This is a genomic window from Rhodobacter sp. TJ_12 (genome assembly GCF_020023995.1).
In the GTDB taxonomy this organism is placed as follows: Bacteria; Pseudomonadota; Alphaproteobacteria; order Rhodobacterales; family Rhodobacteraceae; genus Rhodobacter.
In genome coordinates this window covers 61,298-75,545 of the sequence record NZ_NRRD01000013.1, presented here as the reverse complement: position 1 = coordinate 75,545, position 14,248 = coordinate 61,298, and the positions used below count along the sequence as shown (strand labels likewise).

Genomic DNA, 14,248 nt, shown 5'->3' with positions numbered 1-14,248 from the left:
CCGCAGGCGGTGGCCCTCAACGGCCCGCCGGGGGGCGCGCTTAAAACCCGTCCGAGCCGTCGCCCTGCCACGCTTTGGCCAAATCCGAAAAGCGGGTGAAGCGGGATTCGAAGGCCACTTCGACGGTGCCAATCGGGCCGTGGCGCTGCTTGCCCAAGATCACCTCGGCCTTGCCATGCACGCGTTCGGCCTTTTGCATCCATTCGGCGAATTTCGGGTCGTCTTCCGGCGGCTTCATGCGCTCGTGGTAATATTCATCGCGGTAGACGAACATCACGACATCCGCATCTTGCTCAATCGAGCCGGATTCGCGCAGGTCCGACAGTTGCGGGCGCTTGTCTTCGCGGCTTTCCACCGTCCGGCTAAGCTGCGACAGCGCCACCACGGGGATGTTGAGTTCTTTGGCAAGCGCTTTCAGACCCATCGAAATCTCGGCGATTTCTTGCACCCGGTTGTCGGTCCGGCCCGAGCCGCGCAAAAGCTGCAAATAGTCGACAAAGACGACATCGAGTCCATGCGTGCGCTTGAGCCGGCGACAGCGCGCGGCGACCTGCGCGATGGGCAGGGCAGGGGTGTCATCGATGTAAAGCGGGCAGGTTTCCAGCGCTTTCGCGGCTTCGACAAAGCGGCGGAACTCGGCCTCGGTCATATCGCCGCGCCGGATCTGTTCCGAGGGCACCTCGGAGGCTTCCGACAGCACGCGGGCGGCCAATTGCTCGGCGCTCATCTCAAGCGAGAAAAAGCCCACCGCGCCGCCCTCGACCGCGCCTTCGGAGCCATCGGGCCGCAGGCCGCGTTTGTAGGCCTTGGCGATGTTGAAGGCGATATTGGTGGCAAGCGAGGTTTTCCCCATCGAGGGACGACCGGCCAAGATCAAAAGGTCCGACGGGTGCAGACCGCCCAGCTTTTTATCAAGATCGCGCAACCCGGTGGAAATGCCCGCCAGCCCGCCTTCGCGCTGATAGGCGGCATTGGCCGATTGCACGGCCTCTGTCACCGCTTTGAGAAAGCTTACAAACCCCTTTTCGGCGGTGCCGGTTTCGGCCAGCTTGTAAAGAGCGCCCTCGGTTTCGATGATCAGCTCTTCGGGTTCGCGCCCGATCTCCACCTTTTGCGCCGAGGCGGACAGGTCTTTGCCCAGCCGGATCAGTTCGCGCCGCAGCGCAAGGTCATGGATCATCTGCGCATAGTCGCGCGCCGCATAGGCCGAGATGGCCGCGCCCGCAAGCCGCGCCAGATAGGCCGCGCCGCCCAGTGCCTTCAGACCCTCGTCCTCTTCCAGATAGGCCTTAAGCGTGACGGGCGAGGCGAGCGCGTTTTTCTGAATCCGCGCCACCGCGACCTCGTAGATCGTGCGGTGCACCGGCTCGTAGAAATGTTCCGCCCGCACCACCGAGGCGATGCGGTCGAAAATATCGTTGTTCGTCAGAATCGCGCCCAGCAATTGCTGCTCGGCTTCGATGTTATGCGGCAAAGCCTCTTCTTCGGTGCCCTGGGCACCGTCGGGACGAATAGCGGTTGTTTCGTTCATCTGTGCCTCTTCTCGATCCCGCCTGATAGCCGTTGGCGCGGGGGCGCGGTATCGGGATAAGTTTGGGGATAAACGCCGGGTCGGACTGCAGTTTACAGCATTTCTTGTGGTTGGCGATCGTCAGCCTACTACAAATTGGGGGAATTTGCGAGGCAAACAACCCAAGGCTGAGTCGCCCCAGGTTGCCCCCAAATTGTCCACAGCCCTATTCAGCGCTTATCCCCAGAAATCGGGTCAGCCTTTTTGACGGGCTTCCTGCCACGGGCGCGGCGCTTTCAAAAACGCTTCGACCTCGTCAAGCGTTTCGGCGCTGAACGCGCCTTGCGCGCGCGCTTCGGCCAGAACATCCCACCAGGTGCACAGGTAATGCAGCTTCACACCGTGTTTTTCGAGGTTCGGCTCGGTCTCGGGGAAGATGCCGTAGTAAAAGATGACAGCCGTATGCGCGCAGCTGGCCCCGGTGTCGCGGATCGCATCGACAAAGCTCAGTTTTGAGCCGCCATCGGTGGTCAGATCTTCCACCAAAAGCACCCGCTCGCCCTCTGACATCGCGCCCTCAATCCGGGCATTGCGGCCATAGCCTTTGGGCTTTTTGCGCACATAGGTCATCGGCAGGGCCAGACGTTCGGCCACCATGGCGGCAAAGGGAATGCCCGCCGTTTCGCCGCCAGCGATATTGTCAAAGGCTTCGAACCCCGCGTCGCGCAGCACCGTCACGGCCATGAAATCCATCAAGGTCGAGCGGATGCGCGGGTAAGAGATCAGCTTGCGGCAATCGATATAGGTGGGCGAGGGCAGGCCCGAGGCAAGCGTGAACGGCTCGTCGGCATTGAAATGCACCGCCTTGATTTCCAAAAGCATCCGCGCGGTCAGCCGCGCAATCTCGTCTTTCGCGGGATAGGAAGAGGGGATCATCTGTGTCGTCCTGTTGTCTAGCGTCGCGGGCTGCGGATCAGTGTTTCACATGCCAATAGACCGGGAAGCCCGGATTGAACACCGTCACGGGGCCTGCGCCGGTCAGGATTTTTTCGGGCCATGTGGCAGGGGTGTCGGTCTTGACCAAAGTCAGCGTCTTTTCATTGACCGGCATGCGGTAGAAGGCAGGGCCATTGCGCGAAGCAAAGGCTTCTAGGTTTTCCAGCTTGCCTTCTTCTTCAAACACATGGGCCAGAAGCTGCATCGTGTTCGTGGCGGTAAAACAGCCCGCACAGCCGCAGGCGTTTTCTTTCGCCGCGTCGATATGCGGTGCGGAATCGGTGCCGATGAAGAAACGCGGATCGCCCGAGGTCGCCGCGTCGCGCAGCGCCAAGCGGTGCACTTCGCGCTTGGCCACCGGCAGGCAATAGTAATGCGGCTTGATGCCCCCAACCAAGATATGGTTGCGGTTGATGATCAGGTGATGCGTGGTGATCGTCGCGCCCAAAGTGTCATCTTGGCTGCGTGCGTACTCCACGCCGTCTTTCGTGGTGATATGTTCCATCACCACGCGCAGCCCCGGTGTGGCGCGGCGGATCGGGTCAAGAACCGTTTCAATAAAGACCGCCTCGCGGTCGAAAATATCGACCTCGGGCGTGACCACCTCGCCATGCACACACAGCGGCAGGCCGATCTCGGCCATCATTTCCAGCACACCGCGGACCTTATCAAAGTCACGCACGCCCGCGTTGGAATTGGTGGTGGCGCCTGCCGGGTAAAGCTTCACCGCTTTCACAAGCCCGCTTTGTGCCGCCGCGCGCACATCGGCCGGGTCGGTCGCCTCGGTCAGATAAAGCGTCATCAGCGGGGTGAACTCCGCCCCCTCGGGCAACGCCGCTAGAATGCGGTCACGATAGGCCGTGGCCTCGGCGGCGGTGACCACCGGCGGCACAAGGTTCGGCATCACGATCGCGCGGGCGAAGTGATGCGTGCTTTCGGGCAAAATACCTTGCAGCATCGCGCCGTCGCGCAGGTGCAGGTGCCAATCGTCGGGGCGGGGGAGCGTGATCTCGGTCATGGGGTTCGGTTACACCTTCGCGCGGGTCATTTCCAGTGGCTGCGTCGCGCCAAACCGGCGCGCCTGTGCCACGGGCGCTGGACAGCGGGGGCTGGCTTGCGCCAGTGTGTCCGAAAACGGAAAAAAGGAGCACAGGATGAAGACAGCGTTCATGCCCTTGCTGGCCGGTTTCGCGCTTTTGGGCTGTAACGATCCGGGGTTTCGGGGCGTGCCAGAGGTGCGCGTGGCCACTGCGGAAGAGGTGGCGCAGTGCCGCGCGGTGTCGATCATCACCAATGAGCCGGGGCTTTACGGCCCGGTGATCGGCAAGGAAGCCGAGCTTTACGCGCGCAATAAGATGTTGGAACGCGCGCGCACCGATGGCGCAGATACGGTGGTGTTCGACCCGGTCGACCCGAACCTGCCGGTCGGAGAATTGCGCGCGCGAGCCTATGATTGCTAAACCCCAAGGCGCCCGGCGACGCGGCCCGCCGATGCCGCGTTGCAGAAAATGCAAGGCGGGCTTGTCGGATCGGCAGTTTATGGGGCAACGAATCTGACGTATCTTGAGGCCATGGGGGGAAACGCTCTGCCCAAATGAGGTTTCCATGGCTTACACAGCAACGTTCATCGAAAAAGAAATCAGCCTGTTCAAAGGCTTCGCATCCTATCTTGGCCGCGCGCTCGCGGCAATCGGCACGCGCCTTGTTGAGGTGATGGAGGCCAGCGAACGGATGCGCGAAGTGGTCCGGCTGTCAGAGATGTCCGATGCGGAACTGGCGGTGCATGGCCTGACGCGCGATGACATCGTCAGCCACGTGTTCCGCGACAAATTCTGCTACTAACTGCGACACAGGCGCCCGCGCGGGGGCTTGCGCTGGCGCGCGCGGGGTTCAATACTGCTTGCGGTTAAAAATTCGGCAAGCGGAGTGGCAATGACGCAGGTAACCCTGACCGAGGTGCGCGGTGATCTGGTTCTGGCTGCTTTATGCGTGGGGCAGTTCCGCGCGCCTTGCCAGATCGACAGCGACCGGCTTTTGGTTCGTGCCGACGAGGCGCTGGTGCAGGCGCTGCATGCGCTGGGGCTTGAAACGGCGGCGGTGGTCGAGGATTTCACCCCCGCGCCGATCTTTGCCCCCGATGAGGTGATCTTGGATCAGGCCGCGCGCGGTCTGGCGCGGCGTCAGGTCCAGACACATGTGTTTCGCCCCCATGAAGAAGACGGCAACGACGAAGAGCCCGAGCCCCCGCGGGGCTAAGGGCCTTTGGGCACCGTAAGGGGAGGGCGTGGCCGCTTAGGCCGCATGCCCTTTCCAGATCCAGCCGCCGCCAAAGATTCGGCTGCCTTGCGGATCGTAAAAGACGCAAGCCTGCCCGGGCGAGACACCCTCTTCGGGCTCCATCAACTCCACCTCGGCTTCGGTCGCGCTCAGCGGGCGCACCACAGCGGCGCGCGGCGCGCGGGTTGAACGGATGCGCACCGCCACATGCCATTCGGGCTGGCTGTCAAAGGGCGCATCGCCCAGCCAGTTGATCTCGCGCACCGGCACGATGGCGGTCGACAGCGCCTCTTTCGGGCCCACGATCACCTGCCGGGTGTCCGGGTCCAGCTTCACGACATAAAGCGGGCTGTCGCCCAGACCGCCGATGCCCAGACCCCGGCGCTGCCCGATCGTGTAGTGAATCACCCCGCGATGGGTGCCCAGCACCTTGCCCGACAGATCGACGATCTCGCCCGGCTCTGCCGCGCCGGGGCGCAGCTTTTCGATCACCGAGGCGTAATTGCCCGAAGGCACGAAACAGATGTCTTGGCTGTCGGGCTTGTCGGCCACGACCAACCCATATTTCGCTGCAAGTTTACGGGTTTCGTCTTTGGAGGGCAGGTGGCCAAGCGGGAATCGTAAAAATTCAAGCTGTTCGGCGGTGGTCGAGAACAGGAAATAGCTCTGGTCGCGCCCGGCATCGGCGGCCGAATGCAGCTCTGGCCCGCGCGCGCCGATTTTGCGTTGAATATAGTGTCCCGTCGCCATGCAATCGGCATCCAGATCGCGCGCGGTCTCCAGCAAGTCTTTGAATTTAACCCGTTCATTGCAGCGGATACAGGGCACCGGCGTCGCCCCCGCCAAATAGGCATCGGCGAATTCTTCGATCACGGCTTCGCGGAAAGTGTTTTCATAATCAAGGACATAGTGGGGGAACCCCATGGCTTCGGCGACGCGCCGCGCATCATGGATATCTTGGCCCGCACAGCAGGCCCCCTTTTTCGCCAGCGCCGCGCCATGGTCGTAAAGCTGCAAGGTGACGCCGACCACGTCATAGCCTTCTTCCTTCAGCATCGCCGCCACGACCGAGCTATCCACCCCCCCTGACATGGCGACCACCACACGGGTGTCAGCCGGGGCCTTGGGCAGGCCCAGCGAGTTTAACTCCAGATCTTGCGGCATGAGTGCAGTCCTTTAACCAGAATGACGAAATATAGGAAAATGCGACGCTTTCTCAACCCCGCGCTAAACGCAGCGTTAAGTCCCTGTGGGCAAACTCCCTCCATCGAAGAAGCCGGGGGTGAACCCATGTATCTGAAAAAAGTCGACGGTCCGCGCGCAGTGACCTTGCCCGATGGCACGATCTTGACGCGCGCCGATCTGCCGCCGAAAGAAACGCGTCGTTGGGTGGCGTCGCGCAAAGCAACCATCGTGCAAGCGGTCACCTTCGGGCTGATCACGCGCTCTGAGGTGCTGGAACGCTATGGTTTGTCGGATGAAGAGTTCGACATTTGGACCGATGCGGTCAAAAAGCACGGAATCGCCGGTCTAAAGGTGACTGCGATTCAAAAATATAGACAACTTTAGGTTGCAAATAGGATAAAACGTGTGAGAGTAACTGGGCGTTAACCATTTGCTGCCAAGGTCAAACGTGATCGAGGGATTAATGCGGAGAACCCAGGATGCGGATTTTGTTGGTTGAAGACGATCCAACCACCTCGCGCAGCATCGAGCTGATGCTGACGCATGCCAACCTCAATGTCTATTGCACAGATTTGGGGGAGGAAGGGATCGATCTTGCAAAGCTCTACGATTACGATCTGATCCTGCTCGATCTGAACTTGCCCGATATGAACGGGCTGGACGTGCTGCGCCAGTTGCGCCTTGCGCGGATCGATACGCCGATCCTGATCCTGACCGGTGCGGACGACACCGAGAACAAGATCAAAGGCTTTGGCTTTGGGGCCGATGACTACATGACCAAGCCCTTCCATCGTGAAGAGCTGGTGGCCCGCATCCATGCGATCATCCGCCGGTCCAAAGGCCATTCCCAGTCGATCATCCGCACCGGGAAAATCTCGGTCAATCTGGACGCGAAAACCGTGGAAGTTGCCGGCAAGCCTGTGCATCTGACCGGTAAAGAATACCAGATGTTGGAGCTGTTGAGCCTGCGCAAGGGCACGACGCTGACCAAGGAAATGTTCCTCAACCACCTTTATGGCGGGATGGATGAGCCGGAACTGAAAATCATCGACGTGTTCATTTGTAAGTTGCGCAAGAAGTTGGCTGAAGTCACCGGCGGCGAAAACTACATCGAAACCGTCTGGGGCCGTGGCTATGTGCTGCGTGACCCTGATCAGGGCGATATGGATCGTCGCATCGCGGCCAGCGCCTGATCGCCTGCCCTCGATCCGTGCTCTGCCTCCGCCTTTCGCTGGACGCGTCTCGCGGCTGCCCCTAAATCAGGGGCAGTTTCACCGGGGGACGCTATGAGCGACGCGCACAAAGACGTTGAGCGGCTAAGCCGCGCTGAGGCCGAGGCTGAACTGCCCGGCCTCGTCGCACATTTGGAAACAGCCAATACAGCCTATCACACCGATGACGCGCCCGAGATAGCGGATGCGGAATATGACGCGCTCAAACGCCGTTTGGCGGCGATCGAGGCGCGTTTTCCTGATCTGGCCCGCGCTGACAGCCCCACCCAGCAAGTGGGGGCCGCCCCCGCCGAAGGTTTCGGCAAAGTGCCCCATGCGGTGCGGATGCTCAGCCTTGGCAATGGCTTTTCCGACGAAGATATTGCCGATTTTGTCGAGCGGATGCGCAGTTATTTGGGCTTGGCAACCGAGGCGCCCTTACTCTGCACCGCCGAACCCAAGATCGACGGGTTGTCGCTTTCGCTCCGCTATGAAAACGGGGTTTTGGTGCAGGCGGCCACGCGTGGCGATGGCGCTGTGGGCGAAAATGTTACCGAAAACGCCCGCACCATTGCCGATATCCCGCAAAAACTGACCGGCGCGCCCAAGGTGCTGGAAGTGCGGGGCGAGGTCTATATGAGCCACGAAGATTTCGCGGCTTTGAATGCGCGCCAAGCTGAAAAGGGCGACAAGACCTTTGCCAATCCGCGCAATGCCGCCGCCGGATCATTGCGCCAGCTTGATGCGCGCATCACCGCCGCGCGGCCGCTTCGGTTCTTTGCCTATGCGTGGGGGGTGCTTTCACAGCCGCTGGCCGCCACGCAATTCACCTCAATTGAGCGCCTTAAGGCTTTGGGGTTTCAAGTAAATCCTCTGACAAAGCTTTGCGCCGACCTGACCGAGATGTTGGCCCATTACCGCGCGATCGAGGCGCAGCGGGCCACCTTGGGCTATGATATCGATGGCGTCGTCTACAAAGCCAATGACCTTGCCCTGCAAGCGCGGCTTGGGTTCCGCTCTACCACGCCGCGTTGGGCCTTGGCGCATAAATTCCCTGCCGAACTGGCGTGGACCCGGCTGGAAAAGATCGAGATTCAGGTGGGTCGCACCGGGGCTTTGTCGCCCGTGGCACGGCTGACGCCTGTCACCGTGGGCGGCGTTGTTGTCTCTAACGCGACGCTGCACAATGAAGATTACATCGCCGGGCGCGATTCCAAAGGCGGTGACATTCGCGGTGGCAAAGATATTCGGGAAGGCGATTGGGTGCAGGTCTACCGCGCGGGCGATGTGATCCCGAAAGTGGCGGATGTGGATCTGTCGCGCCGCGATCCGGGCGCCGCCCCCTATGTCTTCCCGCATCTGTGCCCCGAATGCGGCTCGGAAGCGATTCGCGAAGAGGGCGATGCTGTGCGCCGCTGCACCGGGGGGCTGATCTGCCCCGCGCAGGCGGTCGAAAAGCTGAAGCATTTTGTGTCTCGCGCGGCGTTCGACATTGAGGGGCTGGGGGCCAAGCAGGTCGAGGCGTTTTATAAAGACGGCTGGGTGCAAGAACCCGCCGATATTTTTACGCTCGAAAATAACTTTGGTCCCGGCTGCCCTCGGCAGCTCAAAAATCGCGAGGGCTGGGGCGAGAAATCGGCGCAAAACCTGTTTGATGCAATCGCGGAAAAGCGCGCCATTCCGCTGGCCAAACTGATCTTTGCGCTTGGCATCCGCCATGTGGGCGAAAGCTCGGCCCAGCTTTTGGCGACGCATTACCTCGGCTGGGATCGCTTTGTCGATGCGATGACAGCGGCTGGTAACTTCGTTGGCCCCGAATGGGAGGACCTTCTCAGCATCGACGGGGTGGGCGAAACCTTGGGCCGCTCGGTCGTGTCCGCCTTTCACGACGGGCCGGAGCGCGAGGCGATCTTGCGGCTGGCCGCGCATCTTAATGTGCAAGATGCCACGCCGCCTGCGTCCGAAAGCCCGGTTTCTGGCCTGACCGTTGTCTTCACCGGCACGTTGGAACGCATGACACGGGCCGAGGCGAAAGCGCGGGCCGAGGCTTTGGGGGCCAAGGTGGCGGGGTCGGTCTCGGCCAAGACCGATCTTTTGGTTGCCGGGCCGGGCGCGGGCTCAAAAGCCAAGAAAGCTGCCGATCTGGGGGTAAAGGTGATCGATGAAGACGCCTGGCTTGCGATGATTGGCGCAACATGACGGGCCGGCCTGCCGCGCTTTTCCCGCTTTTTGCCGAGGTGGAAACGCTGCCCGGCATCGGCGCGAAAACCGCGAAAAACCTTGAGAACCTGGGCATCACCCGCCCGCGCGATGTGCTGTTCACCCTGCCGCAAGCGCTGGTCGATCGCCGCCCCGTCGCCAGCCTGCGCGAGGTGGTGCCGCCGCTTATCTGCACGCTCAAGGTAGAGGTGATTTCGCATCACGCCTCGCGCAATCGCTCTGGCCCCACGCGGGTGCTGGTGCGCGATGGCGAGGGGGTGGATTTCGCGCTCGTCTTCTTTCATGCGCGCGGCGATTATTTGCAAAAAATCCTGCCCGTTGGGGAGTGTCGTCTTGTTTCGGGAAAACTCGAACTCTTTGACAACACAGCGCAAATGGTCCACCCGGATCACATTTTGCCGCTCGACGAGGCAGGTCAGTTGCCCCGGTTCGAGCCGGTCTATCCGCTCACCGCAGGGGTGACGCAAAAGCTGATGGCCAAAGCGTCAGAGGGGGCTTTGGCACGCCTGCCGGATTTGCCCGAATGGATCGAGCCCACGTTGAAGGCGCGTGAGGGCTGGCCCGATTGGGGCGCGGCGCTGCAGGCCGCGCATCGCCCCGAAACGCAGGCCGAGACCGCCCCCATGGCCCCGGCACGCCAGCGGCTGGCCTATGATGAACTTTTTGCGCATCAGATGACGCTGGCCTTGGCGCGGCGGGAAGCCCGCCATCCGAAAGGGCGCGTGACCAAGGGCACTGGCGATCTGGCGCGCAAGGTGCTGGCGTCGTTGCCGTTCAAACCCACCGGCGCGCAGGTCAGAGCCAGCCAAGAGATTGCCGCCGATATGGCCGAACCGCGCCGGATGAACCGGTTGTTGCAAGGCGATGTGGGCGCGGGCAAGACGCTGGTGGCCTTTCTTGCGCTGCTCAATGCGGTCGAGGCGGGCGGGCAGGGCGTGTTGATGGCGCCCACCGAAATTCTGGCGCGCCAGCATCACGAGGGCTTGGCCGATCTGGCCGCCGCCGCGGGCGTGCGCATCGCCGTTTTGACCGGCCGCGACAAAGGCACAGAGCGCGCCAAGAAGCTGGCCGATCTGGCCGCGGGGCGGATCCACATCTTGCTGGGCACCCATGCGGTCTTTCAAAAGGATGTTTTCTTTCAAGATCTTCGCCTGGTCATCATCGATGAGCAGCACCGCTTTGGCGTGAACCAGCGCCAAGAGTTGGGGGCCAAGGGCGATATGGCCGATGTGTTGGTGATGACGGCCACGCCGATCCCGCGTTCGCTCGCGCTGGCGCAATATGGCGATATGGATGTGAGCGTTCTGGATGAAAAGCCCCCGGGGCGCCAGCCGGTGCAAACCGCGCTGGTCTCGACCTCACGGATTTCAGAGGTGGTGGAGCATCTGAAAAAGGCGGTGGCGGAGGGACGCCAAGCCTATTGGGTCTGCCCCTTGGTGGAAGAAAGCGAGCGGGTGGACCTTGCCTCGGCGCAAGAACGGTTCATCGCGTTGCGCGCCGCCTTGGGCGAGGGTGTGGTGGGGCTTGTGCATGGCCAGCTTCCGCCCGCCGAGAAAGACGCGGCGATGGCCGATTTCGTGGCGGGCCGCACGCGGGTTTTGGTGGCGACCACGGTGATCGAGGTGGGGGTAAATGTGCCCAATGCCTCGATCATGGTGATCGAACGGGCCGAGACCTTTGGCCTTGCGCAACTGCACCAATTGCGCGGGCGTGTGGGGCGCGGCGCGGCAAAATCCACTTGCCTGATGCTGTATCAAGCGCCGCTTTCCGAGGGGGGCGAGCGACGGCTTGCGATCTTGCGCGACAGCGAAGACGGGTTCCGCATTGCCGAGGAAGATTTGGCCTTGCGTGGTGCGGGCGATGTGATCGGCACCGCGCAATCGGGTTTGCCGCGCTTTCGCATTGCCGATCTGGAACATCAGTCCGGGCTGATGGCTTTGGCGCAGCAAGATGCGCGGCTTTTGCTGGAAAAAGATCCCGGTCTGGAAAGTGCGCGCGGGCAGGCGGCGCGGGCGCTTTTGTGGCTGACCGAACAGGACCGGGCGATCCGTCTGATCGAAGTTGGCTAGGATGTTCTCAAAATGTTCTTGACGGCGCGGCGATAAAGTGAGAACAAAAGGGCAACACGAAAGGAGAGACAGATGCGCCACGCCTTGAACACGATTGCCGACCGGAACACCGCCGAATTGGTGCAAGATGCGCTGGGGGCGCTGTCGCTGTGCGTCACCTTTATGGCCGTGCTCTATCTGCCCGGTCTTTTCTGATCCTTTTGCCTTTGTGACGAGTTGCCTGTTCGGGCCGATGTTCTGGCCCACCTGTTCACTGCCTCGCGCTTTGCCGCCGACTGTCCCAACGCTCGCGGCGCCTGTCCCTAGGTTTACCCGAAAGCGCATGCCTGCGCCGCCATCCCCGCGATGGCGGCGTTTTTTTGTTTTGATAAAAGACGTGCGCCGCTGTGGGGCAGGGCGCCACGCGCAGTTTGGGCGCGGCGCTACATTCGATAGGCCAGCCGCAACCCGCCCCAATGCCGCCCGGCAACGAAGATCGGGGCCGACAGGTCTTTCATCAGCGCAAATTCGCCGCCACCCATGTCGCGCCGGTAAATCTGCAACAAGAAGGGCGCGGTCGATTGCCCGGCGCGCAGGCCGACGCGGTCGTTGAAGATCCGCCGGTTGCGGCAGTTGGCGGCGTTCCAGACCGGATCGGCGCTTTGCGGCTGCGAAAATTTCAGGTTGTGCGTCGGCAGATAGCCGTTGCGATCCACCGCCGCGCAGAACACGATATCGGGCGAGAGCGTCAGCATCCGTTCTTGCACCTCGGGCAAAACCGCATCCGTGAACTCGGTGAAGGGGGCCATCACTTGCTCGGGGTCGGTTCCGGCAATCGGCGCATAGCGGCTGTCAAACAGCTTGCCCGTGGTGATTTTGCCGCTGGAAATCGCCTGTTCGAAAATTTGCGCGATTTCGGTCGCGGCCTCCTGTGCGGCGCGGATAAACGTGTCATCGGTGGTGGCGCCACCCAGCTCAACCGCCTCTTGCACGATGGTCTCGCCCGCCAGAATCAGCGCTTGGGTTTTTTCGGCGGCCTGATGCACCTCGGTGGAGGTGCTGCTCATGCTATCGGCCATGCGCTGGAAGGCGGGGGCAAAGGTCGCATTGGCGGTGTTCACCTCGCCTGCGCGCGCGGTGATATCGCTCACCGCTCCGCGCGTCATTTTCAGCCCCTCGACCATGCGCCCCAGCGCGGTATCGGTGCCCGCAGCCCCGGTCAGCACGGCTTCGGCATCGTTGGAAATGGCCCCGGCCTCGTCATGCAGCGCCCCGACCGAGGCACTTAGCCCGCCCACCGCAGTGCCGATCCCATCGGCGGCGGCGGCGGTCTTGTGAGACAACTCATTGATCGCCTCGGCCACAACGGCAAAGCCCTTGCCGGAATCGCCGGCCCGGGCGGCCTCGATTTTTGCGTTGATCGCCAGAATGTTGACCTGTTTCGAGACAGATTTGATCTCGGCGTTTTCGGCCTGCACCTTGATCAGCGTGGCGTTGATTTCCTCCATCCTTGCGATGGCGGCGCGCACCCAGGCGGCAATGGTCTGGGCATGGGTGCTGGTTTCGCGCAATTGCGCCACCGTGCCCTCGACCAGATCCAGCGTCACATCCGCCGAGCGGCTGACCCGTTCGGCGCCATCCATCACCCGGGCATTGGCATCTTGCACCGTTTCGGCAGAGGATTGCGCATCGCGCAACAGGCGCATTTGCGCATCGATGTGTTTTTCAAGCGCATCAAGCGCGCCCGCCACCTCGGCCACATCGCGGCCAAGCAGCAGCGCATCTTGGGCGATGCGGTCGACACGGCCCGCGGTCTGGGCAGAATCGGAAGCGTAAGAGTCGGTCTGGGTCATGAAGGGCTCGCGCAAAGTTGCGTCACCATGGCATGACCACCTTGCGCAAGCGTTAAGCCGTTTCAGGTTGTGCCGCGCAGGGCTTTCAACGTCGCGTCCGGGGCCAGCAGAATCGAGGCATGGCGGTTGGGATAATCGCGCGCGGCCTGTAACACTTCATAGTCGCCAAAGGGCGCGCCGGGCACGGGCCCGCCTTTTAACATGTCGGCCAAAGCTTCGCGTAAAGCCTGCACCTCCTCCGCCGTGCGGCCAATCACCTGACCCGCAAAGATCGCCGCCGAGGCCTGCCCCAAGGCGCAGGCATGCACGCTTTGGCTAAAGGCCGCGATCTTATCGCCCTTCAGCCGCAGCGCCACGGAGATATTCGAGCCGCATAGCGGTGCGCGCGCCGTGGCGTGATGGCTGGGCGCGTCAATCGGATCGGTCAGCGGAATATCGGCTGCCAAGGCCAGCACCCGATCGGCGTAAAGTTTGAACAGGTCGCTCATCGCATCCCCCGGGGTTTTCCTTGGCCGTTTAGGGGGGTAGATAGACCGCAGCCGCCGTGGAGGAAAGCATGGGTTTCGAGACTGCCAGCCTGAAATATGATGCAAACGGGCTGATCCCCGCGATTGCGCAAGATCACGCCACTGGCGCGGTGCTGATGATGGCATGGATGAATGCCGAAAGCCTGGCGCGGACACTGGAAACCGGGCAGGTGACCTATTGGAGCCGCTCGCGCCAAAGCTTCTGGGCCAAGGGCGAAAGCTCGGGCCATGTGCAAAAGCTGGTCGAATTGCGCATCGATTGCGACCGCGATTGCCTGCTGTTGCTGGTCGATCAAATCGGGCCCGCCTGCCACACCAACCGTCGGTCGTGTTTTTATACTGCGGTGCGCGAGGGCCAAGAGGTCGAAATCATGGAGCCGATGGAGGCGTGACCAAGCTGGGGCGGGGCCGCTGCCCCCGG

The 14,248-nt window shown here is 62.0% G+C and carries 15 protein-coding genes; 9 read left to right on the top strand and 6 right to left on the bottom strand.

All coding sequences use genetic code 11. The features are described 5' to 3' along the window. Nucleotides 1-40: 40 nt before the first annotated feature. The 3 genes from CKO11_RS10840 to pyrC form a co-directional block, all read right to left on the bottom strand. Entirely contained in the window at nt 41-1,531 is a 1,491-nt protein-coding gene (locus tag CKO11_RS10840) for a replicative DNA helicase (RefSeq protein WP_223638167.1), read from the bottom strand. Between the two features lie 234 nt (nt 1,532-1,765). Then, the gene (locus CKO11_RS10835) at nt 1,766-2,446 is read right to left on the bottom strand and encodes an orotate phosphoribosyltransferase (protein WP_223638165.1); all 681 of its coding nucleotides are present in this window, start codon (nt 2,444-2,446) and stop codon (nt 1,766-1,768) included. Nucleotides 2,447-2,483: 37 nt separating this feature from the next. Continuing rightward, a complete protein-coding gene (gene pyrC / locus CKO11_RS10830) occupies nt 2,484-3,524 on the bottom strand; it encodes a dihydroorotase (protein ID WP_223638163.1) in 1,041 nt (346 codons plus the stop codon). A gap of 136 nt (nt 3,525-3,660) precedes the next feature. Between pyrC and CKO11_RS10825 the strand changes: the two genes are divergently transcribed. From CKO11_RS10825 to CKO11_RS10815, 3 genes are all read left to right on the top strand, one after another. After that, complete coding sequence (locus CKO11_RS10825; RefSeq protein ID WP_223638161.1) at nt 3,661-3,966, top strand: hypothetical protein; 306 nt, start codon at nt 3,661-3,663, stop codon at nt 3,964-3,966. Nucleotides 3,967-4,111: 145 nt separating this feature from the next. Beyond that, entirely contained in the window at nt 4,112-4,348 is a 237-nt protein-coding gene (locus CKO11_RS10820; protein WP_223638159.1) for a DUF1127 domain-containing protein, read from the top strand. Between the two features lie 90 nt (nt 4,349-4,438). Then, a complete protein-coding gene (locus CKO11_RS10815) occupies nt 4,439-4,762 on the top strand; it encodes a hypothetical protein (protein ID WP_223638157.1) in 324 nt (107 codons plus the stop codon). A gap of 36 nt (nt 4,763-4,798) precedes the next feature. Here CKO11_RS10815 and mnmA read toward each other — a convergent pair whose 3' ends face one another. After that, on the bottom strand, nt 4,799-5,947 hold the full coding sequence (mnmA, locus tag CKO11_RS10810; protein WP_223638154.1) for a tRNA 2-thiouridine(34) synthase MnmA: 1,149 nt from the start codon (nt 5,945-5,947) through the stop codon (nt 4,799-4,801). Between the two features lie 126 nt (nt 5,948-6,073). Between mnmA and CKO11_RS10805 the strand changes: the two genes are divergently transcribed. The 5 genes from CKO11_RS10805 (at nt 6,074) to CKO11_RS17505 (ending at nt 11,663) form a co-directional block, all read left to right on the top strand. Next, entirely contained in the window at nt 6,074-6,352 is a 279-nt protein-coding gene (locus CKO11_RS10805) for a DUF1153 domain-containing protein (protein WP_076484661.1), read from the top strand. 95 nt (nt 6,353-6,447) lie between these two features. Next, nucleotides 6,448-7,161 carry a response regulator transcription factor CtrA gene (ctrA, locus tag CKO11_RS10800; RefSeq protein WP_223638150.1) on the top strand — a complete coding sequence of 238 codons (714 nt, stop codon included), beginning with the start codon at nt 6,448-6,450 and terminating at the stop codon, nt 7,159-7,161. 93 nt (nt 7,162-7,254) lie between these two features. Next, nucleotides 7,255-9,378 (top strand): NAD-dependent DNA ligase LigA, encoded by a 2,124-nt coding sequence (gene ligA / locus CKO11_RS10795; protein ID WP_223638148.1) that lies wholly within the window; start codon nt 7,255-7,257, stop codon nt 9,376-9,378. Next, nucleotides 9,375-11,468, top strand: a complete 2,094-nt coding sequence (recG, locus tag CKO11_RS10790; RefSeq protein ID WP_223638146.1) for an ATP-dependent DNA helicase RecG — start codon at nt 9,375-9,377, stop codon at nt 11,466-11,468. Before ligA ends, recG begins: the two co-directional genes overlap by 4 nt. 72 nt (nt 11,469-11,540) lie before the next feature. After that, nucleotides 11,541-11,663 (top strand): hypothetical protein, encoded by a 123-nt coding sequence (locus tag CKO11_RS17505; RefSeq protein ID WP_263298453.1) that lies wholly within the window; start codon nt 11,541-11,543, stop codon nt 11,661-11,663. 227 nt (nt 11,664-11,890) lie between these two features. On the opposite strand, the gene CKO11_RS10785 is transcribed toward CKO11_RS17505, so the two are convergent. Both CKO11_RS10785 and CKO11_RS10780 read right to left on the bottom strand, forming a co-directional pair. Beyond that, nucleotides 11,891-13,300: a methyl-accepting chemotaxis protein gene (locus tag CKO11_RS10785; protein WP_223638137.1), complete on the bottom strand. Its 1,410-nt coding sequence runs from the start codon at nt 13,298-13,300 to the stop codon at nt 11,891-11,893. 62 nt (nt 13,301-13,362) lie between these two features. After that, nucleotides 13,363-13,788, bottom strand: a complete 426-nt coding sequence (locus CKO11_RS10780) for an iron-sulfur cluster assembly scaffold protein (protein ID WP_223638136.1) — start codon at nt 13,786-13,788, stop codon at nt 13,363-13,365. A 68-nt stretch (nt 13,789-13,856) separates the two neighbouring features. Between CKO11_RS10780 and hisI the strand changes: the two genes are divergently transcribed. Then, entirely contained in the window at nt 13,857-14,219 is a 363-nt protein-coding gene (gene hisI, locus CKO11_RS10775) for a phosphoribosyl-AMP cyclohydrolase (RefSeq protein WP_223638133.1), read from the top strand. The last annotated feature ends 29 nt before the right edge of the window (nt 14,220-14,248 follow it).